The organism is Cohnella fermenti, assembly GCF_004801405.1.
Taxonomy (GTDB): Bacteria; Bacillota; Bacilli; order Paenibacillales; family Paenibacillaceae; genus Cohnella; species Cohnella fermenti.
The window spans coordinates 111,183-136,393 of sequence record NZ_SSOB01000024.1 but is presented as its reverse complement, the minus strand read 5'-3'; the positions used below and the strand labels follow the sequence as shown (position 1 = coordinate 136,393).

The following is a 25,211-nucleotide window of genomic DNA, read 5'->3' as shown; positions in this document are numbered from 1 at the left end:
GACCTGCCGTTTTTCCACTCCCCTGATGATTGGCGTTAGGCTTCTCAGGCAGCTGTCGTGCCTGACGCACGAACGCCCACGTCATTGTCGGTGATTCTTTCACCGACAAAGTACGTGAGCGTTAACATAATGCTTCTCGTCTTGCTGATGGAACAAGATGAGTATACTCTTTAGTTGTATTGATATCTCTATGACCTAATTGTTCTTGAGTGGTACGAATATCGGCACCATTCTTTAAAAGATTTGTTGCTGATGTATGTCTGAACTTATGCGGATGCAACTTTTCATCGCTAGCAATTCCACCTTCATAGGATGGTCTGTTCATCAGATTCATCAGGTGATCGATCGTATTACGTGTAATCCGTGAGCCAAGGGGATTCTGCCCATTACGATGGATACAGAAAAGATATGGGTTTCTTAATTTTATAGCTGCAGTAGGACGATGCAAGATAATGTAATCATTCAATATACCAGCTAACTCTTTAGAGATTACAATTACCCTTTCACCTGATTTCTGAAGACTTCCTCTTGATTTTGAAGTACTGACCCTTTCGTATTCTGCCATATCAATTCTTACAGTTATTTTTCTTTCATGAATGTCTACTTGATCTAGCTTTATTGAAACTAGCTCTCCCACCCTCATACCCGTCTCAAGCATTAATCCAATTATTGCATTATTTCTTGATAATATATCTGGTTGATTCTTATACTTTTCATAAAGCCAATTCCATATTTCTCTTACAGTTGTATCCGAAATGTTCTTTGGTAATTTATTCTTGTGCCTCCTAATTAAGTTCTCTCTCACAGATGTTAATTCTGCATGAGTTATCCCACCCAAGATGCCGTTTTTCTTTCTTCGCCCTCTTCTGCCATCTTGAAATAATGGTTCATCATCAGGTGGTGAGATAAACCATTTAACAAACTGAAGCGTAGTTCTAAAAATCTGATATCTTGTGTTCTCTGTAATATTTTCCTTATTAAACATACTATCCATATCAGTACTTCTTTTTTTTAATGCACTATTGAAGCTTATTAAAGTTTCACGAGTAATAATAGTAAGGTCAATATCATTTATTTTTAGAAATTGAAAGAACTTTAATAAATTCCTAGCATATGTTCTTGCTGTTTCCGGAGAACTAGCAGTATTATTTACTTCCATCAACCACTTATTCGGGTAATACATCGGTATTGGACCATTAAAGATGCCAAGTACATATTGACCGTTCTCTTGGAGCATCCAATCATTCTTTATCTCATCCATCTAACTTTATTCCCTCTTCGTATATATACGTGTATATAGTCTAATTCTACATAAATCAACAATTCCCTTCATATTCCCCCACCATTTTTCCACACCCAAAAAAACACCGTGGACATATACATGTGTATATGTCCACGGTGTTTTCATTACAAGCTAAAGATGACTTTCCTTGCATTTTTTATTTTACCCGTTTTAACACTTGCTGTACCCGCAATTCGCGCATGTCTTGCACCCTTCGACGTTCAGCAGGGACGCCGAGCCGCAGGATGGGCAGAAGTCCTTGGACGTGTACGGGGCGAGCGAACCGGAGCCGTGGCTTGAGCCGTTCGCCTGGGCACCGGGCCCGTGATCGTTCAGCACGCTGAACGGGCCGGAAGCTGCGGCGATCGGGGCTTCGCTGGCGGCCGATTGCTCTTCTTCGGCGAGCAGGTCGGCGTGCAGCTCGAGCGCCTTGGCAACGGCGTCGGCGATCGATTCGACGCGGTTCGGGCCGAAGCCGACGGCGCCGGAGCCGCCGATGCCCTTGAGGTGCTTGACGAGCAGTTGCACCTTGTTGCCGTGGTCGCCGTAACGGAGGAACAGCGAGCAGACGCGGCCGAGCGCTTCGGCCATCGCGAAGACGTCGGAGCCGGCCTTGCCGACGTTCAGGAAGATCTCGCCCGGCGTGCCTTCGAGATCGTTGACGGTAATATACGCCATGCCGAACGGCGTATTGAACTTGTACGTGGCGCCGCGCAGCACCTTCGGGCGCTTCTTGTATTGCTTGTCGAAGACGCCGATCTGCTGAGGGGTCGCCTTCACCGGCAACGATTCTGCGAGCGAACCTAGCGTCGCCGCGTCGCCGGACGCGGCTCGAGCAGAGGTCGCAGCCGCTGCCGAAGAAGCTTCCGCCGCGGGAGCCGCCTCCGCCGATTCCTCAGCTTCAACCGCCGCCGCATTCGCCCCGGCTTCCTTCTTCTCGTCCTTCGCCGTGCTCAGAACTTGAACATCGCGGCTGCCGTCGCGGTAAATCGTGACGCCCTTGCAGCCAAGCTCGAACGCAAGTTCATACAGCTCGGCCGTCTCTTCTACCGTGAAGTCGGCCGGGCAGTTGGCCGTCTTCGAGATCGAACTGTCGACCCAGCGCTGAATCACCGCTTGCGTACGAATGTGGTCCTTCGCGGACAGATCCATCGCGGTGACGAACCATTCCGGCAGTTCTTCGCCCGCATGCGCGTCCTTCCACTCTTGCGCAATCGGCACAAGCTGCTTGTCGAAGCCGAGGCGGCTCTGGCGGAAGTACTCGAATGCGAAGTACGGCTCGATGCCGGTCGACGTGCCGACCATTGTTCCTGTAGAACCGGTCGGCGCCTGGGTGATGACCGTGACGTTCCGCATGCCGTTCGCGCGTATCGCTTCGGTCACTTCCGGATACACCTCGTGCATATTTTGCATAAAACCGCTCTGCAGGAACGGCTCGGCCTCGAACGCCTGGAACGAGCCCTTCTCCGCCGCAATCTCGGTAGAAGCCAGATAAGCTTCCTTGGCCATGAACCCATAGAGCTTGTCTAGGAATTCCAGGCTCTCCGGGCTGCCGTAACGAACCTCCAGGCGAATCATCAGCTCGGCCAGCCCCATCGTTCCGAGGCCGACGCGGCGTTCCTTCTTCTGGTTCGCTTCGTTCTCGGGGAAGTGGTACGGCGTCTTGTCGATAACATTGTCCAGGAATCGCGTCGAGTAGCGAACGACCTTCCCAAGCTCCTCCCAAGCGACGTCATGCTTCTCGGCATCGTAGAACCTGGACAGATTGATCGCCGACAGGTTGCAGACCCCCCAGGCCGGAAGTCCTTGTTCGCCGCATGGATTAGTACAAATAATCGGATTAAAGTACCAACTGTTGGACATTTGATTGTAGTATTCCATGAAGACGACACCCGGCTCGGCCGACTTCCAGGCGGACTCGATGATTGTGTTCCATACGTCGCGAGCCCGCACCGTCCGATAAGGGATTACCGGCTTGCCGGCCTTCTTCCACTTGTCAAGATCGCCGTCCCACAGCTCGTCGTATTCCGGGTCCTTCGTATCGGGGAACACAAGCTCCCAATCAAGGTCCTCCTTGACCGCCTTCATGAAGCCGTTGCTCACGCAGACCGACAGGTTCGCATTCGTCACCTGGCCCATCGTCTGCTTGACGGTGATGAAGTCGACGACGTCCGGGTGCCAGTCGTTCATCATGAGCATTAAAGCGCCCCTTCGGCTATTGGACGTGTAGAACCCGTTGCCGCACAGCATATGAACGTCGTCTACCTCGAAGTCGTAAACATCGCTTGTACCCAGCGGTTCAATCGATACGATCCGGTCGGGAACGACGTTTAACAAGTGATCGATCCGTTCAGCCAAGGCGACTTGCCCATCCGACTGAAGACGATCTTTTACACGTGACAGCGCACGATAAGAGATTCTGGATTTGGTCGAATCCCATACCCCTTGGTAGTATGTTCCCGGAATCTCAAGCGATCCCCATACTTCGCGAGGATATCCATTGCCATGATTGCGATGGCCCGCAGCTCCGTTGGCTTTGCCCGACAGGCGGATGAACCGGAACATCCGCTCCTTGAATTCCGCCCCCGTTACGATCAAGCGATGGATCGTTCTCCACCCCTGGCTGCTGCGATCCGTCGTATGGATATGGGACATGATGCCGTTCACGGCAAGCAACTGCTGGATATCGCGAAGCATGCCCCGGCTGACGCTGTCGAACCCGTAGCCGCCCTTGGAGCCGCGATCGCAGCCATCCGCATCGAAGTATCCGGCCACGAACGCCCCCATGACGCTCGATCGGGAACGGAAGATCTTCTCCGGAACCCGGATCTCTTCGCTGCGGCCTTTTAACAACTCGTTATTCTCAAGCCAATCAATCAGAAGCCGAGAGTACACGACAACGTTCTTGCAAGCGCCGTCCCCGTTCTCCACGATCGGATCGATGCCGAAGAGCTCGCGAACGAGGTTCTCAAGCCGGTCTCGAATCGCCGGATGATCGTCGGCCGTCGCGAGCTTGATCGCCTTCGGCGCTTCCCAGTTCACCTTGCGTCCCCAGTGAACATAGCCATCTCCATAGAAGTATCCAAGCAGATAAGCCAATCGTTCGTCCAATTGTCCCGGCAACGTTATCGCTTCGTTTAACGTTGTGCTCATGACGGAACGCGAATACGGCTTGGCTTGAAGTTGAACGCAGGGAACGTCCTCCAGGCCATTCCCGAGCAGCAGCAGCGTCTCGGAATCGATCGCCAGGTCTCGCAGCGGTGCGGTAGCGACCGCCCCGTTGCGCAATACGCCCATCTTATGATCCATCGTTACATCAACGGTGAATCCGCGCGAAGTCGTTACCCGGAACAACGGCTTGGTTCCGTTGCGGAAGGAGCTTGTCAGCTTTCTTGGGCCTTGGTGCGTCAAGGCGTACAGCTTCTCTCCCCGCTCCATTCGTTCCGCCAGCTCCAGCGCCGGGATCAAGCCCATATTCGTCGCAATTCGCTCTTCCGGACCGAAGCAGCCACCCTGCTCAATCAGCCCCGTCGTGTAGCTGAACAGGCCGCCCCACGAGACGGCGCCGCTCGACGAGCCGTTGACGCCCTTGACGACTGCGCGGCGCGGCCGCAGCGAACTCAGGTTGATGCCCACACCGCCGCCGCGGGCCATGATCTCGGTCATCTCGGTCAGCGTCTCCATGATGCCGCCGCGGCTGTCCTTCGGCGATGGAATGACGTAGCAGTTGAACAGCGTCAGTTCGTCGCTTGCGCCCGCGCCTGCCGCGATCCGTCCGCCGGGCACAAGCTTCCAGTCGTCGAGCAGCCAGCGGAACTTCTCCTGCCATTCCTTCTGCTTCTCGGGAGCTTCGACCGACGACATGGCCCCGGCGAGCCGATCCCACATCTCTTCGGGCGTTTTCTCTATCGTCAGCGTCAGCTTCTCCACGTCGGATTGAACGACTTCGCCGCTTCTTGTCCGAACCGTCGCCATGCGTCCCTCGCGGGCGATCACCTCGCCGACTTCCTTCGCGGGGAACTTCGGATCGTCCTTCGTCAGAACAAGCACGATGTCGCCGACCTTCGCTTCGCCGGATTCGGCATTCTTCCATGCATATCGGTCCAGGAATATCTTCTCGCTAAGCCCTTCGAGTCTCTTCGTCTCCGTCGTCGTCTTCAATCCGGTACACCCTCTCTGATCGACTTGACTTGCGCCCGTCCAGATGCTCTCCACCAGCAAGCTAACCCTAACAATGCACAGGTGAAACGTATACATTCTGAATCGTTAAAAAAGCCAACATCTTGTAGGTGACTACGATTATACTATACCACATTTGGTGCGACCAATGGCCAAAGGCCCCCCTCGCTCGAATGCCGCCGCAGGGTGCACGGCTCCCTCGTTCAAGCTTCCGTTCTCTCACTTTTTCGAAGCGCACTCGTTTCGAATGACCGGCATTCGTTCATACTAATGGGTATTCCGTCGCAGCGCGCCTGCCGTGCGTGCGAAGCAGACAGAGACCGAGCCAGGAGGTTAATCCACGTTGAGCTACGACCCGCTGCACCAACAGACCGCCCTCGCCTCCGCCGAGGCGGATCTTCTCGCATCCGATGCCCTTGAACCGGAATCCGCGGGCAGCTCGCCTGCCGACCCGCATACGGAACAGGCGACTCCGCCGAAGCCTTCGCCGCCCGCTCGCAAGCTGAACTCTCTGGTCGATCTCTATGTCGACCGAAGCTCCTTCGAAGAGCTCGAGAGACGACTCGAGCGCAACGGCCCCTGGGACGATTGGGGCTTGTATCAGATGGCGTGGGAAGCCGAGGAAGCGTGCCGGATTGACGACTTCCACGAGCTTCAATCGCTTCGCGTGCTGCCTCATCTGACGCCGCTTCCGCATCAGATCGAGACGGCGCGCCGGGTGCTGCACGAGATGCGGGGCCGCGCCATCCTGGCCGATGAAGTCGGCCTCGGCAAAACGATCGAAGCCGGGCTCATTCTGAAGGAATACCTCGTCCGGGGACTCGTGAAGCGCGCGCTTATTCTTGTTCCCGCCTCGCTTGTGCTCCAATGGGTGCGCGAGCTGAGCGCCAAGTTCGGCATTCCCGCGATCGCGCAGAAGAAGGGGTACCACTGGGCGAACGACATCGTCGTCGCTTCCATGGACACGGCGAAGCGTGAGCCGCATCGCGCCTTCCTGCTCGATGGCGAGTACGACATGCTCATTATCGACGAGGCGCATAAGCTCAAGAACAAGAGGACGGGCAACTACCAGTTCGCAGGCGACCTGCGCAAGAAGTATTGTCTGCTGCTGACCGCCACCCCGGTTCAGAACGACTTGAACGAGCTGTACAACCTGATCACGCTGCTGAAGCCTGGCCAGCTCGGCGGCGAGGGCGAGTTCGCGAGCAACTATGTCGAAGGACGGCGGACGGCCAAGAACGAGGATCGGCTGCAGGCGGCGCTCGGCCAGGTCATGATCCGCAACCGGCGCAGCGACGGCCAGCTCGAGTTCACCAAGCGCTCCGTCACGAACGTTCCGCTGCACCTGTCGCCGGACGAGCAGGCGCTCTATGACGGCGTGACGCAATATGTCCGGCAGCACAGCCGCACGGAGCAGGGGGACGTGGCCAGCATGCTGTCCCTCGTTACTCTCCAGCGGGAAGTGTGCTCGAGCCGCGACGCCGTCTTCCTGACGCTGATCAACCTGTCGAAGAAGGTGACGCCGGATTCGCCGCTGCAGGCCCGCATCTGGGAGCTGGTCGACCTTATCCGCAACATCAAATCCAATACGAAGGCCGAGCGGACGATGGAGCTGATCCAGTCGATCGGCGACAAGGTCATCGTATTTACCGAGTACCGGGCGACGCAGGATTACCTCATTCGCTACTTCAAGGAGCACGATCTGACGGCGGTCCCGTATCGGGGCGGGATGAACCGCGGGAAGAAGGACTGGATGATGGACCTGTTCCGGCGCCGGGCCCAGGTTATGGTCGCGACGGAAGCCGGAGGAGAAGGCATCAACCTGCAATTCTGCCACCACATCATCAACTTCGACCTGCCGTGGAACCCGATGCGCGTCGAGCAGCGGATCGGCCGGGTTCACCGCCTGGGCCAGACCGAGGACGTCCGGATCTTCAATCTGTGCACCTACGGCACGATCGAGGAGCATATTGTCCACCTGCTGCATGAGAAAATAAACATGTTCGAGACGGTAATCGGGGACTTGGACGAGATCGTGGAACAGATGGAGAAGGAGGAGACGCTCGAGCGCAAGCTGGCCCGTATGGTGCTCGAATCAAGCAGCCCCGACGAGCTTCGCCGACGGATCGACGGCCTCGGCGACTCCCTCCTCGACGCGAAGAGACAGTTGCATGAGGAGCGGGAGCCATGAATGCACGCGAGACCCAGAAGTTCGCCTTGTCCTATCTGCAGGCGACGCAGTGCCACATTATCGAGAAGGGGCATGATCATATCACCGTCAAGCTGTCTCCCGAAGCGGACCGCGCCTTGACGGGGCGCCCGTATTATTGGAGCTTCGTCGACCGGACGGGAGTCGAGCCGGAGACGATGACGTTCAGCTGGAATTTCCGGGCGCCTGACGAGGAGGCTGCGGAACACGGAGCCGCTTCCGGTCCCCCCGCCGCTTCCGGTCCCCCAGCCGCGCCTGGCCCGGCAGGTGTGTCCGCCCCCCTGCTCCAGAACGGAGTGCGGGTGATCCAGGACGACGTCTACTTCGGCTCCAGACGGCTCGAGCAGTTGTTCGACTCGATCAAGCAGGCGGGCCGCTGCGTCGCGATGTTCGCCGAGCCGCCGCGGGGCGGCAACCCGCTGAGCTCTCACCCTTACACCGCCTGGCTCGGGGCGAACTTCAAGGTCGCTTACGAATGCGACATGAAGCGCGAGGAGCTGTACGGTCTCGGCATCTCGCTTGCGACCGGCGTTATCGAAGAGAAGTTCCTGAGCCGCCTCCGCGACACGAAGCTGACTCCGCGCCTGCCGTCGAACGTTCACCTGCTGCGCAACGGCCTCTCCTTGAAGAAGGCGATGAGCCAGCTTGAGACCGCTCTCGAGAGGCGCATCAAGGCGAGCGACTTCGGCTGGGCGGAGGAGGCCGAGGAACGGAGGAAGGACGAGCTCGACCGCGTCGACCGCTATTACAAGCCGATGATCGAACGCTCGGCGGCGGAAGATCAGGCCGACGCCATCTCTTCCCGTTATCGGCAGCGGGCCGAAGAGATCGACTGGCAATATCGCCCGCGGGTGAAGATCTCGGTTATCAACTGCGGTCTCTTCCATCTGCCAGGGATCGAGTAGATCAGACTTCGGGCAGGCGACACGAACCAACAGACTCGGCGCCGCCCGTCGCTTATAATTCGAGGACAAGCTGCTGCCGACCGAACGAACCATCGCATTCCCTAACGTTTAATGAGAAGGTGAATCCATGCGAACCTTTAACAAGCTGTGCTCCGCCGCGCTCAGTCTCCTGCTGCTCGGGGCCGCGATAACGGCGGGAGGCCCCGCCGCTTCCGCCGCCATCGCGAGCGCCCGGCAACCGCCCGCGCTCGTGTCCTTGGCCGCGCTCGCCGCAGAGTCCGCGGAGGCGCTGCGCAGCCAAGCCGAGAAGTGGATCGACTCGCTTGCCGCGCAGCAGGCGTTCTCCTCCTGGAAGAACGCCAAGCTCGACATCCAGGCGCTCGGCCCCGGCACCCACGGCTGGCTCATTACGCTGCGCGATCAGGCAGGCGCCAAGATCGGCTATCTCGTCGCTTACGCCGAGCAGGGCAGCCGCTCCTATCGTCTTGGCGAATATGGGCTCGGCGAGCAGACGCTGTTCGATGAAGCGTCGCTTAAGCGCTCGCTGTATGCCAACGGCTTGATCGACTCACTGACGAATGCCGGCTACGAGGCATCGATGCACTACATCCACCCGCTGGCCGCCGTCTGGCAAGTGAAGATCGGCCCCGACACCTACTGGCTCGACGCCAAGACGGACGAACTGCTGCCGCTGGATGCCGCTTCCTGGGACTCGCTCGCGCTTCGCGGGTCCACGCCCTCATCCGATGATTCATCTTCCAACGATTCCGGCTCCTCCTCTGCCGCCCTGCCTCCGCTCCCCGCCGTGTCGCTTGTGCTGAACATTGTGTTAAACGAGGCGACCGACCCTTATGACCGCCTTCCGTGGCTGACCGGCGAGCAGCCATTCGACGCTGCCGCGCAGGGCGCGCTCGAGAAGCGCTTGGCCGCCAAGCTTCCGCTTCGCTACGTCGCCGAGCCGTTCGGCGACAAAATGTTGTACGCCTTGTCCGTAATCGGCTTCCTTCGCTGGAACGACGGACGGCTCGACGTGGCGCTCGACATGAACGGAACCCGCTTTATCCCGCTGGAATCCCTTACTCGCAACGGGCTTTTCTACCGCTAAAAAAAACCGCACTTCTCGGTTCAAGAACCGGGATAGTGCGGTTTATTCTTGCGGCGTTCGAGCCACCACAGATGCATTCCCATCGGCAGCAGCGTTCCGAACAATTGCGCGTACCATGGCAGCCGTCGGCTCCGCTTGCGCTGTCTCTCCGGCTCCCGCTCCTCGGCCGTCGTCGTCAGAATCGTCTCCATTCGCTTGGCCATCGCCTTCACCAGCTCCCTTCCTTCGTTCGCCATTCAAGCTCTCTCCTCTGACGATAATAGTGTGCCCGGGTCCGGCCGATTCCAACCGGGCGAAGCCCGTATGAGATTGAAGCAAAGAAGCCACGCTAAAAAAGGTGATTAGAGCTAAGTCCCGACTTGAGCGTAGGAAAGGAGTGAGCGACCATGCGAGTTCACCGATGTACCCGTCGCGCCGCCTTGTTCCTGACGATTATCGGCATGGCGGCGGCGAGCCTGCTCGGAGGCTGGGCGCCGGCCCTTGCCTCCGAACCGGAACGGCAAATCGTTCCCTCGCCGCTGCCCCCGCTGCCCCCGGCCCGCCACACCTTGCCGGCGGCCGAAGTGCTCATCGACGCGGGCCATGGGGGCATCGATTCCGGCACCCACTGGGGCGATGTGCTCGAGAAGGACATCAACCTCGCCATCTCCCGCAAGCTGTATCTTGTGCTGAGAGGACGAGGGATTCAGGCGGTGCTGAACCGCACGGGCGATTATGCGCTCAGCGACGACAACCGCTGGCAGCGGGCATCCCGCCACAATCGGGACCTCTCGCAGCGCAAGGGCCTAAGCGATATGATCGAGCCCGAGCTGTTCGTCAGCGTGCACGTGAACTGGTCGAAGCGGGGCAACAACCGCGGTCCGATCGTCATCCACCAGAATGAGGGGCGAAGCGCGCTGCTCGGCTCGTTTATCCAGGACGGGCTGAACCGGCAGCAGAATTCGCGCAGGCTCCCGATGCCCAGCAAGAAGTACTTCGTGCTGAGCAGGGTGAAGATGCCGAGCGTTATCGTCGAGACCGGCTTCCTTAGCGATCCCCGCGACCGGGAGATGCTCGTCTCTTCCCGTGGACAGTCGCGCATCGCGATCGCAATCGCCGACGGCATTCTCGCCTACTTCTGCGTCTCCCCGGCGTAATCCAGACCCGTGGGCGGCGGCAGCAGTTGCGTCAGCTTCACGAACGAGGCGCTTCGCGCGAAGCCGGGAATGGCACCCCGAAGCGCTCCCGAGGTAATGAGGCCGGAAGGGCCGACATGACCGATGGTGACGCAACTGTCATGCTTGCCGAGGTGCTGCCGAATGACTTCGATCTGCTTCGAGACATGCCTTGTCGTATAGACGTCGTCCAGGAAGACATCGTTCCGAAGCAGCGGCACGCCGACCTCGGCCGCCACCTTCGGAATGACCGACTTGTAGGACGTCCGGCTGTCGAGGAAGAACAGCCCCTTCTCCTTGCATACCTGCAGCACAATCCGCATGATCCTCTCGTCAGCGGTCGCCTTCGAGCCCATATGGTTGTTCATCCCGACCGCATGCGGCACATCGGCAATCGCCATCTCGACCCGCTTGCGGATCTCTTCGTCCGTCAGCGAGGTCAGAATCGCGTTCGGCCCGAGCCAACTGGCCTTCCCGCGCACCGGCTCCATCGGCAGGTGGACGATGACGTCGTGCCCCTTGCGATACGCTGCCTCCGCATCCTTCCGCGTGGAAGGCAAGAACGGCATCACCGCAACGGTCAGCTTGATCGGCAGGTCCAGCATCTGCGCCGTTCCCTTCATATTGTTGCCGAAGTCGTCAATGACGACCGCGATCCGGCGCTGCTGCGCCCCCGAATCTCCCTGCGCGGCCGACGCGTGCGCCGCCCCCGCCGCTGCGACAATAACGATCAGCGCCATGAAGAGAACCGCACGGACCGCTTGCCTCAGCCCCGCCCTCGCAACTCCTGCAGCTCCTCCTGCTCCTCCTGCTCCTGCTCCTGCTCCTCCCGCTCCTACTGCTCCTCCAACTCCTGCGGCTCCCCCATTTTCCCCGTTTGCTCTTGCTCTCACGGATCGAACCTCCCTTAACCTTCCAAGTTCAACGCAACGTCTAAAGTTTGGCGGTGTTGAAGGCAAAATATACGAGCACACCCAAACATGCCCAATAAAAATCATCGACCAAACTCGCCCGCAGCCCCTTCCGAATTCCGAAGAGGACGAATGCGATTCGCTCCCCGACCGCCGCCCGCCCGAGAACGCCTGCCATTTTATATGAATTTTCACATTCGTCGGCTTTATTTGAAGCCAATCGCGGCGTTTTATGCGGTTTTTAGCATACATCCAGCACCTCGCGCCGGATTTTCCTCCACGAATACTATTTTTCGCATACAATCATCCATCCATCCCCTTATCGCGCTGTGCCAATGCGAAATTTCGCATAAATCAGGCCGCAACACCGCCACCCGGCCGCAGCCGAGGCTTCGCCGCCCCTAAGATCATCGCGTTCCACCCCCGAATCTCCGGCATATTGCCGCAGTTGCAGAGCGGAGCGCTTAGCCGGTCGTGTATTCGTGCCATTCGTGTATCGTGTATAATGGGGGAGCATACTTACGCGTATAAAGGAGATATGTGTCATCGAAGCGCTCAAAAACAGAATCAAACAGGACGGAGTCGTGCTGGGCAGCCAAGTGCTGAAGGTCGATTCGTTCCTCAATCATCGCGTCGACCCCGCTCTCATGTCCGCCATCGGAGATACGTTCGCCGACCTGTTCGCGGAAGACCGCATTACCAGGGTGCTCACCATCGAATCGTCGGGAATCGCTCCGGCCGTCTTCGCGGCGCTCCGCCTTGAGGTGGACCTGATCTTCGCCCGCAAGCGCAAATCGTTAACCCTTCGCGACGATCTCTATACGGAGAAGGCTTACTCGTTCACCAAGCAGGAAGAGAACGAGATCACCGTGTCCAAGCACTTCCTCGGAGCGGACGACCGCATCCTGATCATCGACGACTTCCTCGCGAACGGACAAGCCGCGCTTGCGCTTGCACGAATCGTCGAACAAGCGGGCGCACAAGTGGCCGGCATCGGCATTGTCATCGAGAAGTCGTTCCAGAACGGTCGGCAGGTGCTGCAAGATGCCGGGTACCGCGTCGAATCGCTGGCCAGAGTCGCTTCTCTGGACGGCAACGAGATTCGCTTCGTCGAAGTCGAGGCGGAAGTCAAAGCGGAAGTGGAATAAGGCCAAACGCCCGATCAAGACGACAAACTCCTTATATCTGCCCGATTGTGGGAGGGACAAGTGCCACTAGGCGTTTGAACAAGCATAACATTAGCCTCCTTCGTATAATGGATCACATCCCAAGAAAGGAGTTGGCTGATTTGTCTGACTGCCCTCAATGTCCTACCAAGACGGTATATGACCCCCCACAAGTCGTCTACGAAGACATCTATCATCCGCAGGTCGTGCAAGTCGTGCATCATGTCGAGGTGATTCGCCGTCATCACTGTGTCCCGGTCCCACAACATATCTACACTTGTTCTTCCAAGGACGTATTCTGCGACGAGATGGCGGAGACTCGCGGCATTCATCGGAGCGGCTCCCGGTCCAGACCCGGCGTTCGAGGCAGAAGATAACGATCTAGGCGACTCCGAGGCGGCCAGCCGCGCGAACGAAGCGGGCTGTCGGCGATGCGACTTGCGCATCGTTCGACAGCCCGCTTCGATTTATTCGCCAACTATTCGTGGAGAACCCGGACGATGAAGGAGGTCGGGTGCGCCGCCAGGTCGAGCACTTCTCCGGAGATCGGCTGCATCTGCTCGTCGTATAAGACCGTCACCTCGGGGCGCTGCCCGAACACCGGATGAAGCGCGGTAACGATGCCGGACCGGCCATCGTTCAGTTGAACGACGGTTCCTAACGCGTACAGCACGATGATCTCGTTGAAGGCGCTCACGACCTTGGAGTCGAACAGGTAGCCGCCGGCTCCCAGGATGTATTCGAGAGCTTCATAAGGCTGGAAGGCTTGGCGGTAGTAACGGTGGCTCTTCAGCGCGATGAAGACATCCGCAACGGAGACGATGCGGGAGAAGAGATGAAGCTCGTCGTTCGAGAGATTGCGGGGATAGCCGGAGCCGTTGAACCGTTCGTGATGCTGCAGGGCGACAAGAGCAACCTCCTCGGGGAAAATAGAGCGGAGCAGCATATACCCGGAAATCGTGTGCTCCTGCATGATCAGCTTCTGGGTCTCGTCGTACTCCTCTTGATGGATAAGCAGGTCTCTTCTCAGGAATATTTTCCCAATGTCGAAGAGCATGGCCGCCTTGCCCAATAACGTCAGAGAGGGCCGGTCCAGCTCCAGTTGCAGCCCGGTCGCCACCGCCAGCACCGCCACCTGCACACCGTGGAAAAACGTCCTGTCGCCGATCAGCTTCGTCTTGAACATATTCTCGACGACGGCTTGATCCTGAAGGATGAGGTCGAACGCTTCTTCGACCTGCAGCATCAGATCCGGCTTGCCCAGGCTTGTCTTGATCAGACTCTTGACGGAACGGTTGATGTGCAGCTCCAATTCTTCCTTCGTCACCTTGCAGGTATCGATGTTCGCGAGCCGATGCGCTTCCCGGATCTCCTGCTCCTGGAGGATCTCGATCGCCTTGACATTGAAGTCTCTTAATCGCTCGATATAGCGCTCGGTCAGCTTGACCCCCTTGGCGACGAGCACCCTTCCATCCGAATTGTAGATGTCCTTGTTGACAACCATGTTAGCTTTAGCTTCATAGACACGGATCATCCTCATCGCAGATCCCCCCTAACTGCCTTCCAACCGCTTACCCAAGCTGTCTCTGGGATATATATGTCATTTTATATGACATAAAATAGCACATAGGCCCTACCTAGTGCAATATATTCAGTATAATTTGAGTACTAGGAACTATGATACCGGTTTGTGTTTGGGGATATATCGAATTGTGTTAAAATAGTGATAATCGTTCTCAATTCAGTGTGCAGGGGGAAGTTGGCTACATGACTAGAGACGCAAGAAGACAAGCGGGCTTCCATTCCGCGATAACGGAGGCCATCCACTATATGGAGCGGCACTACGCTTCGACTATCGAGCATCGGGAGCTCACGAATGCGGCGCGGCTGTCCGCTTCGCATTTCTCCCATATGTTCCGTATGCAGACCGGGCTTCGACCAACCGATTATTTGGCCGATATTCGTATCCGACATGCGAAGAAGCTCCTGTTCCCGGGGGGCTTAAGCGTCAAGCAGACGGCGAGGGAAGTCGGATTCGAGGATGAGTTCTACTTCAGCAGGCGGTTCAAGCAGCGGCTCGGCATCGCGCCCCAGGACTATGCGAGCATCCATCATACTGCCGGAAGAACGGTCGCCCTGTCTTATTCGGGTCAACTGCTGGCCCTCGGAATTACCCCGCTCGGCGCCCCGCAGCAGCATCTGGCGAATCGGACGATCGACCGGATGAAGGGCAAGATCGTCGACATCGGAGACTTCTTCGGCGTCGATCTGAACGCGATTCGCCGTCTGTCGCCGAACCTTATCATTACGGCCCGAGAGCTTCCCCGCCTGGAAAATATGGGGCGGCAACTGCGCCGCATCGCCCCGGTTGCGGTATATCCCTGGGATTGCAGCGACGTGTTCGGGCACATGCGGCGGATTGCGGCGCTTCTCGATCGCGAAGGCGAAGCGGAGGCGTGGTTCGCCGGGCACCTTCAAGACGTCGAGCTGGCTCGGGAAGCGATCAAGCCGCACGTTGGCCCGGACGAGACCGTCGCCATTCTTCGCATATACGACGGTTATATCGGCCTATGGAGCGGCAGGGAGTTCGGACACGTCTTGTACCACTCTCTCGGATTGCTGCCGCCGCCGGAGGTCGCCGCCTTAATGGACAAGCATAAATACTTCCGTTCGGTTCAATTGGAGCCGGAGGAGCTTATCCGTTATGACAGCAGCAGGCTGTTCGTGTCCCTTGGCCAAGACCCCGCCTCTCTCGGCTATTACGAGAGCTTGACCCGCCATCCCGCCTGGCAGCGGCTGACGGCCGTTCGCACCGACCGCGTCTACCCGGTTCTGGACGACATGTGGAAGTTCTATGAGCCGCGCGCGGTCGCCTCGCAGCTTCGCGATGCGGTTCATCGGATTACCGGGGCCTTCCTCTCTTCGCCTACAAGAGGAATGTCGATATAGCGTCCATTCCAGCGAGCGGAGCACTGCCTTATAATCTGGTTGATAATGAATATCATTAACAGATGAGGGGCGAATTACAATGAGGAACAAATCATTTATCCTGTGGGTCAGCATCGCGGCGATCGTCATCGCGCTCGCGGGCTGCGGCAATAAATCGGGCACGAACGAGGCTGCGGCTCCATCCGTGTCCGCGAGCGCTTCAACCGACGCCGCTCCATCCCAAGCCTCGCCCGGCGCGAGCGAAGCCATGCGGACGGTTACGGACGAGCTCGGCCACGAGATCGAGATTCCGGTTCAGCCGCAGCGCATTCTGGCACCGTACCTCGAAGACCCGCTCACCGCGCTGGGCGTGAAGCCGATCGCCCAATGGGCCAACGGCGACATCGTCCAGCAATACCTGCAGGATCAAATCTCCGACCTGCCGAAGGTCGACTTCTCGGCGGGAGGCTTGGACCCCGAGCAGGCGGCGGCCCAGGCGCCGGATCTGATCATTCTGACGATGGCCGTCTGGGCGGAGAACGGGCTGTATGAGCAATATTCGAAGATCGCGCCCACCTACGTGCTCAAGAACGGCATTCAGGATTGGAAGACGACGCTGCGGACGCTTGGCGATCTGCTCGACCGTTCGGAACAAGCGGAGCGGGCGGTTGCCGACTACGAAGCCAAGGCGGAGAGCGCCAAGCTGAAGCTGAGCGAAGCGCTCGGGGATCAGCAGGTTGCGCTGCTGTGGCCGACCGGAGACAGCTTGTATCTGCTCAGCGAGCTCGATTACAGCGGTCAATTGCTCTACGGCGACCTCGGCTTGAAGGAGCCGGATATCGCCAGAGGGCAGAGCTTCCAGAACATCTCCCTGGAGAAGCTGCCGGACATCGGCGCGGGCCATATCCTCCTGATTACCGGCTACAATGACGCCGAAGTCGAGCAGTTGGAGAGCACATCGATCTGGAAGTCGCTTCCCGCCGTCACGGCTAATCGGGTTCACAACGTAAGCTGGAACCATTGGATGAACAACGGACCGATTGCCAAGGAGCTGAATCTGGAAGATACGCTTCAGGCGCTTGCTCCGAATTGACTCCGCCCTCCAGCCGCACGGGAGTCAGCAGATCTTCTCCCGCTGCCAGCGAATCGACTCGTCCCATTCCGACAAGGCGAAGTCATGCTTGCGCCAGTAGTATTTAAGCCGATCGCTGCTCCAGCCTTCATACAGCTCCTCCCATTCGTACGGGCCGTGCGGCTGAAGCGACGAGGGATCGATAATGTCGCGAACCCGTTGATACCGGTTGTCGCACGACAGGCGAATGCGGTTCCCGAGCGTATTCGGCATCGCCCTGTGCACCGTCTGGCTGTGGAAGACGACGGCGTCGCCGGCCTCGTATCCTCCGTATACCCATTCCATATCGAGGCCGCAGAGCAGCGTCTCCAGCCCTCCCGCTCCCTCGTTGCCGGCCACTTGCAGGACGCCGAGCTTATGACTGCCCTCCAGCATGCTTAGTCCGCCGAGCTCCGGCGGGCAATCGCCAAGCGGGAACCAGCAGGTCCACGTTTCGGGCGCACCTTGGATATGGATAAAGTCCTGATGCGAAGGCGTTACCCTCGCGCCGGGATGAGGCGTCATGATCCGGCCGATATTGCGCGGGTGGGGCATTGCCTCTTCGCCGAACAGCGCGCCGAATGCGTTCAGCAGCGCCGGGTCGTGCGTGATCGCATGGAACTCCTCCAGCTTCTGAATCTGCTTGTAGAGCTCCTCGGAGACGCCCACGTCCACCCGCAGCGGCATCGCCGCGACGGCCTGCAGATCGGCGACGCCGTCCATCGGCGGATGTTCCTTCGACATGAGGCCTTCCGCAGCGAGCAGGGTCAAGATCTGCCGGCGCAAGCCCAGCACCCTCTCGCGAGGAATCAGCCCTCTGAGGAACAGATAGCCGTCGCGGTCCGCGGCCTCTCGCAGAAGCTCCGGATTCGCCAGATAAGGCGAGCGATCGACGAAGCTCTTGGACGGCAGACGCGCATTATTGTCGTTCATCGATATTTTCCTCCTTCGGGAATGATGGAATATGGCTATAATATATAATGGATGCAGCGCATTGGCTTTACAGTCATCCGAATATTATTGCACTTTACAGACATCATTTCCGGAGGGAGGGGCCGTATGGACAGGCTGACGTGGAACCGGCTGAATCCCGTCGTAAGCTACGCGAACGTCCTGCAGTGCGATCCGGGCTTCCGCTTCGGTCCGCGCCGGATTACGAATCATCAATTCATCTACGTGGCGGCGGGGCGAGGGACATGCCGAATCGGCGGAAGAGAGCACAAGGCCGAAGCCGGAGATTTGTTCTATTACGGGCCGGAAGTGGTCCATCGGTTCGATGCGGATGAAGCGGAGCCGTTCCTGTTGTACGGGCTCCACTTCAATTGGACCGGCAGCTTAAGCGATGCCGATCGCGCATACGACGTGATCGGCGTTCCGAACGAGCAGGAGGAATCCGTTCAGATGAACGAGGCGATTGTCGGAGAGAGAGGAATGGACGAGCTCAGAATAACGGACAGAACCATTATTCACGACGAGACGATTCCGGAGCTGTTCCTCGCGATTGCGAAGACCTTCCGCAACGATTCCGAGAAGAGCCGGCTTGTCTCGCGAGGGCTGCTGATCCAACTGTTCGATCGCCTGCACGGCAATTCCCGAACCGAGCAAGCCTCCCTGTCCCCGCATGCCCGCACTCTGTTCGACGTGCGGGACAAGCTCGACGGCCAGGCGGCGAAGCCCTACGATCGCGGCTGGCTGTCGGCCTGGACGGGCTACAACCCGGACTACCTGTCGCGGCTGTTCCGCGAGCAATTCGGCCTCGCGCCGCACCAGTACCATCTTCAGCGCAAGCTGGCTCTGGCGAAGGAGCTGCTGGAGCATACGGGCATGACCGCGGGCGCGATTGCCGCGTTGCTCGGCTTCGCTTCCCCGCATTACTTCAATCGATTGTTCCGCCAGCACACTGGCTTGACGCCGCTGACGTTCCGGCAGATGAGCCGGATGATGTAGCCCGGCAGCCTCGCCGCACGCTCGGCGCTCTCAAGGCGTCAGCTCTCCGCCGTCTCCTTGAACGAGGCATGGACGCGGTTGCGGCCGCCCGACTTGGCCAGATACAGCGCCTGGTCCGCGGCTTCGATCAGGGAGCGGGCGCTTGTCTCTTCCGAAGGCAGAATCGCAGCGACGCCCAGGCTGATCGTGACGTACGGCCGCACATCCGACCGCTCGTGCGGCATGCCAAGGCTCTCGATCGCAAGGCGCAATCTCTCCGCCACCGCCAGAGCATCCTTCCCCGGCGTCTCCGGGAGGACGATCACGAACTCCTCTCCGCCGTACCTCGCCACCAGATCGCCGGGCCGGCCGACCGCCTCCGCCAGCGTCTTGGCCACTTGCTGCAAGCAGTGATCCCCTTCAAGATGCCCGTAGCGATCGTTGAACTTCTTGAAGTAATCGACGTCGAGCAGAATAAGCGACAACGAAGACGCTCCCGGCGACAAGTAATTGCTGCGCTTCGCTCTCAGGTACTCCTTGTCGAGCGTCTCGTCGAAGCAGCGCCGGTTCGCGACGAGCGTCAGCCCGTCCGTATCGCTCGCCTGCTTGAGCCGCACGACGAATTCCTCCAGCATCAGCTTGGAATGGAGAAGCTCGGCTTCCTTCGCCTTGCGCTGCTCGATCTCCCGATCCAGCCTCGCTTTGGTCGCCTCCAGCTCGATTTTTTTCCGATTCAGGTCGAGAAATACCTTCACCTTGCTCAGAAGAATGTCCGTGTCGACCGGCTTCAGCAGGTAGTCGACCGCCCCCGACACGTACCCCTTGAACACGCTTCGGTCCTCCTTGTTGATCGCCGTCACGAAGATGATCGGGATGTGACAGGTCAGGTCGTTGCCTTGAAGCAGCTCGGCCAGCTCGAAGCCGTCCATCTCCGGCATGTTCACGTCGAGCAGAATCAGCGCGAAGTCGTTGCGCAGCGTCAGAGACAGCGCCTCGTTGCCGGAACGCGCCTTGTACACCTCGCAATCGACCTGCGCCAGAATCCTCTCCATCGCGAATAAATTCTCGACCCGGTCGTCGACAACCAGGATTTTGGCCGTTATCTTCTCTTCCATCGTCGTTGCGCTCATGATGTTCCTCCCAAGTATCGTTCTATGAATTCCGTCTCAGCCAATCTCCGATCTTCTCCGGCGCGAGGACGAAGTCCGCCCCTGCCGCCTCCAGCGCCGACTGGGGCATCCTCTTGTATTCCGCCGTCCGCGGGTCCTGAACGATCGCCGTGCCGCCTTCCTCCCGGATCGAGCGCAGGCCCGCGCTGCCGTCCTCGTTCGCTCCCGTCAGGACGATGCCGATGCAGTCCGCTCCGCAGGCGGCGGCCGCGCTCTGGAACAGCACATCGATGGAAGGGCGCGAGAACCGGACGGGAGGATCGACGGACAGGCTGATCGACCGGTCTTCTTCGACCAGCAGATGGTATCCCGGCGGCGCCAAATACACGCTGCCCGGCAGCAGCGGCTCCTTGTCGACCGCTTCCTTCACCCGGACAGCCAGCGCCCCGCTCCAAAGCTCGGGAAGCAGGCCGCCGCCGTTCTCCGCCACATGCAGCACGACGACGACCGGCCGAACGTAGTCCGCAGGAAGGGCGGCGAGCACGGCCGACAGCGCGCGCAGCCCTCCCGCCGAAGCCCCGATGACAACGACAGCGCCTCTCGCTTCGCCCATCGCATTCCCTCCTTCGTACTGGCCTACTGGGTTCGCTGACGGTAGATTTTCCACTTGGGGGATAGGGTCTCGTACTTGCTCGCATACGGAGTGAAGTCCAGCGTCTCCTTGCTGCCGAGGCAGAGCAGCCCGCGATGCACAAGGCTGGCGTCGAACAGCCCGAGCACCTGGGCCTGAAGCTCCCGGTTGAAGTAGATGAGCACGTTCCGGCAGACGATCAGGTGCATCTCGCCGAACGGGTGATCCGTCACGAGGTTGTAGTTCGAGAAAACGATATTGCGCTTCAGCTCGTCGCGGAACTTCGCCATCCGGTAATTCGCGACATAGTAGTCGGAGAAGGAGCTGCGCCCGCCGCTCGCGTGATAATTCGCCGTGTAGGAGCGCAGGCTCTCCGCCGGATAGATGCCTTCGCCCGCGATCTCCAGAGAACGCTCGTTCATGTCCGTCGCATAAATCTGAACCCGGTCGTAGAAGCCCTCCTCCTGGAGCACAATCGCCATGGAGTACGCTTCCTCCCCCGTCGCGCAGCCCGCAAGCCAGATCTTGACGAACGGATACGTCTTGAGAATCGGCACGATCTTCGTTCGCAGCTCCGCGAAGAACGGCGGGTCCCGGAACATCTCCGTCACCGTCACCAGAATGTCCTGGACCATCCCGTTCGCGAACGCTTGGTCATGCAGAACAAGAGGAATCAGCTCCGACAGGCTCTTCGCGCCGGCCTGGAGTCGAACGTTATTCAGCCTCCGCATCAGGGAGGACTGGGCGTATTGGCGGAAGTCGCAGCCGTACTTCCGGTAGAGCGCCTCCAGCAGCAGCTCGGCTTCCAGCTTCTCCGTCAGCTTGTCCGTCAGCTTCTCCGTCAGCTTGTCCGTCATCGTTCCGCCGCCAGCCAGACGCGAAGCAGAGAGAGGAGCTGATCCGGATCGACCGGCTTCGTCATATAGTCGTTCGCGCCTCCTTCGATGCACTTCTCCCGGTCACCGGTCATCGCCTTGGCGGTCAAGGCAATGATCGGCAGCGTCCGGAAGCGTTCGTCCGCGCGGATTCGCCGCATCGCCTCGTAGCCGTCCATGACGGGCATCATGATGTCCATCAGCACGAGGTCGATCCCGGCGGGGGCGGCCTCCAGCCTCTCGAGCGCAAGCTTGCCGTTGTCGGCCATCTCGACCTTGAAGCCGTGCTGCTTCAATATCTTCGACAGCGCGAATGTGTTGCGCAGGTCGTCGTCCACGAGCAGCACCCGGCGCCCGCGGATCGCCGCATCGGCGTTGGCGTTGGCGTCGCGGTTGGCGTTGGTGTTGGCGTTGGCGTTGGAGGCGTCCGCCGCGGCCCGGCTGCGCCTGCTCTCGGGGACCTGCGGCAGGCTGTGGAGGAACAGGTTGACCTCGTCGAGCAGCCGTTCTCCGGAGCTGGCGCCCTTCACGACGATGCTGGAGGAGTAGCGGCTCAGCTCGACGTACTCCTCCTGCGTCAGCTCCCGTCCCGTGAAGATGACGATCGGCGGCAGCGGCTCGCCCTTCTCCCGCGCAAGCCGCAGCAGCAGATCCATCCCCGACAGGTCCGGCAGGTCAAGATCGAGAATGATGACGTCGAAGGACGATTCCCGGAGCTGCCGCATCCCTTCCGCGGCCGTGTAGGAGTGAACGAGCTCGCCCTTCTTCTTCAGAAGCTCCTGGATCGCGCGCTGGCTGCCCGGGTCGTCCTCGATGACGAGAATGCGCCTCTGCCGGTCCACGCTTGAGTTCAGCGCAGCGAACAGCTCCTCGATCCGCTCGGCTGTCGCCGGCTTCGCCAGGAAGCTGACCGCCCCTCCGAGCAGCGAAGCTTCGGTCGCCTCTCTTCCGGACACGACGTGCACCGGGATGCTCTTCGTATCCCTGTCCGTCCGGAGCGCTTCGAGCACTTGCAGGCCGTCCATGTCCGGCAGACCCAGGTCCAGCACGATCGCGCGCGGGCGCTTCTCCTTCGCCAGCCGCAGCCCCTCGGCGCCGCTTGCGGCGACAAGGCTGCCGAAGCCCTTCCGGCGGGCCAGCCCCTGCATCACCTTCGCATAGGCGGCATCGTCTTCGACGATCAGAACGGTTCGCTCGGACGCCGCTGGAGAAGAGGCCGACTCTGGTGATGATGGCGACAATTGTGCTGCTGTTGGTGAAAATGGCGCTTGGGTCGATGGTGACGGATGTGGCGATGGTGGCGATACTGCCGATTGGGTGGCTGGCGATGACTTCATCGCCTGCAGCGCTCCGGCCGCTGCCCCCGGCTCCGCTGCCGCCGCCGCTTCCGATGCGGAGAGGCGGATCGCCTCTGCAGGGTCGAGAGGCAGGAGCAGCGAGAAGCAGCTCCCCTGCCCTTCCTCGCTCGCCAGCCGAATTCGGCCCCCCAGCAAGCGGGCCAGCTCCCTGGAGATCGTGAGCCCGAGCCCGGTGCCGCCGTACCTCCGGCTCGTGGACCCGTCCGCCTGCTGGAACGCTTCGAAGATCGCTTGCTGCTTCGAGTACGGAATACCGATGCCCGTGTCCCGAACCGAGAAAACAATCGCGTCCCCTTCGAACGGCTCTTCGCCCGCGATGTCCTCGGCACTCCCTGCCCTAAGCACGTCAAGCCGGACGCAGCCCTCCGCGGTGAACTTGAAGGCGTTGGACAGAAGGTTCCGCAGAATCTGCTCCGTGCGCTGTCCGTCCGTCATCAGTTCCTCCGGAAGATCGTCCGCGAGGCGACATTCGAAGCGAAGGCCTCGCTCCTTCGCAACGGGATTGAATTGGTACTGAAGATCGCGCACGATCGAGACGACAGGCAGCGGCTCCAGGCGAATGTCCATCTTGCCGGCTTCCACCTTGGACAAGTCCAGAATGTCGTTGATCAGCCGCAGCAGGTCTTGGCCCCCGCTGTAGATGATTCTCGCCGATTCGACCTGATCCTCCGTCAGATTGCGCTCCTCGTTGCCCGCCAGCGACTTCGACAGAATCAGCAGACTGTTAAGCGGCGTCCTCAGCTCGTGCGACATGTTCGCCAGGAACTCCGACTTGTACTTGCTCGCCAGCTCCAGCTCCTGCGCCTTCTCCTCCACCTCTTGCTTGGAGAGTCGGATCAGCTCGTTCTGCTTCTCAATGTCCGCCTTCTGAAGCTCCAAATAACTCGTCTTGAGCTCCATCTCCTCGTTGATGACCTGGAGCTCCTCGCTCTGGATCTTCAGCTTCTCCTCCGAGAGCCTGAGAATGCTCGTCTGCTCTTCGAGCTCCTCGTTCGAAGCGCGAAGCTCCTCCTGCTGCGTCTGCAGCAGCTCGGACAACTGTCTGGACTCCGCGAGCAGCCGCTCCGTTCGCTGCCGGCTGCTCACGCTGTCGAGAATGACCCCGAGCGCCGCCGTCACTTGCTCCAGCAGCTCCATCTGAATCGGCGTCCACTCCTCGAACGAAGACAGCTCGATCACGGCGGACACCTCGTTCTCGAACGGAACCGGCAGCACCGCGATTGTCAGCGGCTTGCGCCCCCCGAGCCCGGATTGAATCGGCGCGTAATCGTCCGGCACGTTCCTCAGCACGATCGGAGCCCGCTCCAGCGCGCACTGCCCGATCAAGCCTTCTCCCGGCTCGAACCGGCTCTTCCGCTCCGTGCAAGCATAGCTGCCCAGCAGGAAGTAGCTGCCGAAGGAAGGCGAACCCGGCTCCGAATCCCGGCCGTAGAAGACGCCTTGGCCGGCCTCGAGCAGCTTCGCCAGCTCCGAGATCAGGAGCGATGCAAGCGCCTTCGCATCCGTGATGCCCTGCGACAGATTAATGAGCCGCGAATAGTGCGTTTTAAGCCAGTTCTGTCGTTCGTTCTCGGCGTTAATGTCGATCAGCTTCGCCATCATCGCTTCTTGGTCGGCCTGCAGCTTCAGCGTCTCGTCATGTTGCTTCCGCAGCGCCTCCGAGCTCGCGAGCAGTTCCTTCTCCGCACGGGACGAACGGCGGTACATCAAGAACGAGACGAAGCCGGCGGACACCGACAGCAGCACTCCGGCAAGCAGAATGTAGCGGGCCGTCTGCCCCGACCGATACGCATCGGAATAGGAATCGTGCGCGATATGCTCGATGCTCTCGGCCAGCTCGGCCTGAAGGTCGCGGAACCGATCCATGTCCGCCTTGCCGTTGCCGATCTGATCCCGCGCCTCCTCCATCTTCCCGCTCAGAACGAGCGCCTCCATCTCCTCCAGATACACTTCGATCCGGTTGATCTGGGGCACGATTTTCCTCTCGAGTATCGCCGTCGCCTCCGGGGAATGCGCTCTCGCGAAATTGCGAATCACGTCCACATTCGCTTGAATCTGGTTCCTTGCAGTCTCGTAAGGATTCAGAAACTCGCGGTTGCTCGTCACCATGTAGCCGCGAATGCCCGTCTCCTGGTCGATGAGATTGCGCACGAGATTGTCCGTCGCTTGAATCGCCGGAATCGTCTCCTGCACAACGAAGTTGGACGCCTGCTGCATACTCAGAGACGAGAAAAAGCTGAGGATGCTGGTCAGCACCATCACGCCGATGATAAGGATATTAAGAGCCGATATTCGTGCCTGGGATACGCGCATCAAGAAATCCTCCAGTAACATTCGCCGCCGGACCGCCTCCGACGACCGT

18 protein-coding genes are annotated in these 25,211 nt (G+C 59.4%); 8 read left to right on the top strand and 10 right to left on the bottom strand.

The features are described from left to right. Positions 1 to 121: 121 nt before the first annotated feature. Both E6C55_RS18890 and E6C55_RS34765 read right to left on the bottom strand, forming a co-directional pair. Positions 122 to 1,261, bottom strand: a complete 1,140-nt coding sequence (locus E6C55_RS18890; protein WP_136371368.1) for a tyrosine-type recombinase/integrase — start codon at positions 1,259 to 1,261, stop codon at positions 122 to 124. A 192-nt stretch (positions 1,262 to 1,453) separates the two neighbouring features. Beyond that, positions 1,454 to 5,443, bottom strand: a complete 3,990-nt coding sequence (locus E6C55_RS34765) for an adenosylcobalamin-dependent ribonucleoside-diphosphate reductase (RefSeq protein ID WP_230986749.1) — start codon at positions 5,441 to 5,443, stop codon at positions 1,454 to 1,456. A gap of 520 nt (positions 5,444 to 5,963) precedes the next feature. Between E6C55_RS34765 and E6C55_RS18875 the strand changes: the two genes are divergently transcribed. The 3 genes from E6C55_RS18875 (at position 5,964) to E6C55_RS18865 (ending at position 9,680) form a co-directional block, all read left to right on the top strand. After that, a complete protein-coding gene (locus tag E6C55_RS18875) occupies positions 5,964 to 7,652 on the top strand; it encodes a DEAD/DEAH box helicase (protein ID WP_136371375.1) in 1,689 nt (562 codons plus the stop codon). Then, positions 7,649 to 8,575: a YqhG family protein gene (locus E6C55_RS18870; RefSeq protein ID WP_136371367.1), complete on the top strand. Its 927-nt coding sequence runs from the start codon at positions 7,649 to 7,651 to the stop codon at positions 8,573 to 8,575. The genes E6C55_RS18875 and E6C55_RS18870 overlap by 4 nt, the downstream gene beginning before the upstream one ends. A 127-nt stretch (positions 8,576 to 8,702) precedes the next feature. Then, complete coding sequence (locus E6C55_RS18865; RefSeq protein ID WP_136371366.1) at positions 8,703 to 9,680, top strand: hypothetical protein; 978 nt, start codon at positions 8,703 to 8,705, stop codon at positions 9,678 to 9,680. 20 nt (positions 9,681 to 9,700) lie between these two features. On the opposite strand, the gene E6C55_RS18860 is transcribed toward E6C55_RS18865, so the two are convergent. After that, on the bottom strand, positions 9,701 to 9,916 hold the full coding sequence (locus E6C55_RS18860; protein ID WP_136371365.1) for a YqzE family protein: 216 nt from the start codon (positions 9,914 to 9,916) through the stop codon (positions 9,701 to 9,703). A gap of 150 nt (positions 9,917 to 10,066) precedes the next feature. Here E6C55_RS18860 and E6C55_RS18855 point away from each other — a divergent pair, with 150 nt between their 5' ends. Then, positions 10,067 to 10,816 (top strand): N-acetylmuramoyl-L-alanine amidase family protein, encoded by a 750-nt coding sequence (locus E6C55_RS18855; RefSeq protein ID WP_230986748.1) that lies wholly within the window; start codon positions 10,067 to 10,069, stop codon positions 10,814 to 10,816. Here E6C55_RS18855 and E6C55_RS18850 read toward each other — a convergent pair. Next, positions 10,792 to 11,727, bottom strand: coding sequence for a divergent polysaccharide deacetylase family protein (locus tag E6C55_RS18850; protein WP_230986747.1), 936 nt, complete (start codon positions 11,725 to 11,727; stop codon positions 10,792 to 10,794). The two genes, E6C55_RS18855 and E6C55_RS18850, sit on opposite strands and share 25 nt — an antisense overlap. 563 nt (positions 11,728 to 12,290) lie before the next feature. Between E6C55_RS18850 and E6C55_RS18840 the strand changes: the two genes are divergently transcribed. Continuing rightward, entirely contained in the window at positions 12,291 to 12,893 is a 603-nt protein-coding gene (locus E6C55_RS18840; protein WP_136371363.1) for a xanthine phosphoribosyltransferase, read from the top strand. A 496-nt stretch (positions 12,894 to 13,389) separates the two neighbouring features. Here E6C55_RS18840 and E6C55_RS18830 read toward each other — a convergent pair whose 3' ends face one another. Continuing rightward, positions 13,390 to 14,451 (bottom strand): HD-GYP domain-containing protein, encoded by a 1,062-nt coding sequence (locus tag E6C55_RS18830; protein WP_136371362.1) that lies wholly within the window; start codon positions 14,449 to 14,451, stop codon positions 13,390 to 13,392. Between the two features lie 227 nt (positions 14,452 to 14,678). On the opposite strand from E6C55_RS18830, the gene E6C55_RS18825 reads away from it, so the two are divergent. Continuing rightward, positions 14,679 to 15,860 (top strand): helix-turn-helix domain-containing protein, encoded by a 1,182-nt coding sequence (locus E6C55_RS18825; protein WP_136371361.1) that lies wholly within the window; start codon positions 14,679 to 14,681, stop codon positions 15,858 to 15,860. 79 nt (positions 15,861 to 15,939) lie between these two features. Continuing rightward, entirely contained in the window at positions 15,940 to 16,932 is a 993-nt protein-coding gene (locus E6C55_RS18820) for an ABC transporter substrate-binding protein (protein ID WP_136371360.1), read from the top strand. 24 nt (positions 16,933 to 16,956) lie between these two features. On the opposite strand, the gene E6C55_RS18815 is transcribed toward E6C55_RS18820, so the two are convergent. Further along, a complete protein-coding gene (locus E6C55_RS18815; protein ID WP_136371359.1) occupies positions 16,957 to 17,883 on the bottom strand; it encodes a phytanoyl-CoA dioxygenase family protein in 927 nt (308 codons plus the stop codon). 126 nt (positions 17,884 to 18,009) lie between these two features. Between E6C55_RS18815 and E6C55_RS18810 the strand changes: the two genes are divergently transcribed. Further along, positions 18,010 to 18,897: an AraC family transcriptional regulator gene (locus E6C55_RS18810; protein WP_168735744.1), complete on the top strand. Its 888-nt coding sequence runs from the start codon at positions 18,010 to 18,012 to the stop codon at positions 18,895 to 18,897. A gap of 38 nt (positions 18,898 to 18,935) precedes the next feature. Here E6C55_RS18810 and E6C55_RS18805 read toward each other — a convergent pair whose 3' ends face one another. From E6C55_RS18805 to E6C55_RS18790, 4 genes are read right to left on the bottom strand one after another with little or no spacing between them, the layout of a single operon-like run. Next, on the bottom strand, positions 18,936 to 20,006 hold the full coding sequence (locus E6C55_RS18805; protein WP_211093613.1) for a diguanylate cyclase: 1,071 nt from the start codon (positions 20,004 to 20,006) through the stop codon (positions 18,936 to 18,938). A gap of 22 nt (positions 20,007 to 20,028) precedes the next feature. Then, complete coding sequence (locus E6C55_RS18800) at positions 20,029 to 20,598, bottom strand: chemotaxis protein CheB (RefSeq protein WP_136371357.1); 570 nt, start codon at positions 20,596 to 20,598, stop codon at positions 20,029 to 20,031. Between the two features lie 23 nt (positions 20,599 to 20,621). Beyond that, a complete protein-coding gene (locus tag E6C55_RS18795) occupies positions 20,622 to 21,473 on the bottom strand; it encodes a CheR family methyltransferase (RefSeq protein ID WP_136371356.1) in 852 nt (283 codons plus the stop codon). After that, complete coding sequence (locus E6C55_RS18790) at positions 21,470 to 25,162, bottom strand: response regulator (RefSeq protein ID WP_168735743.1); 3,693 nt, start codon at positions 25,160 to 25,162, stop codon at positions 21,470 to 21,472. The genes E6C55_RS18795 and E6C55_RS18790 overlap by 4 nt, the downstream gene beginning before the upstream one ends. Positions 25,163 to 25,211: the final 49 nt, after the last annotated feature.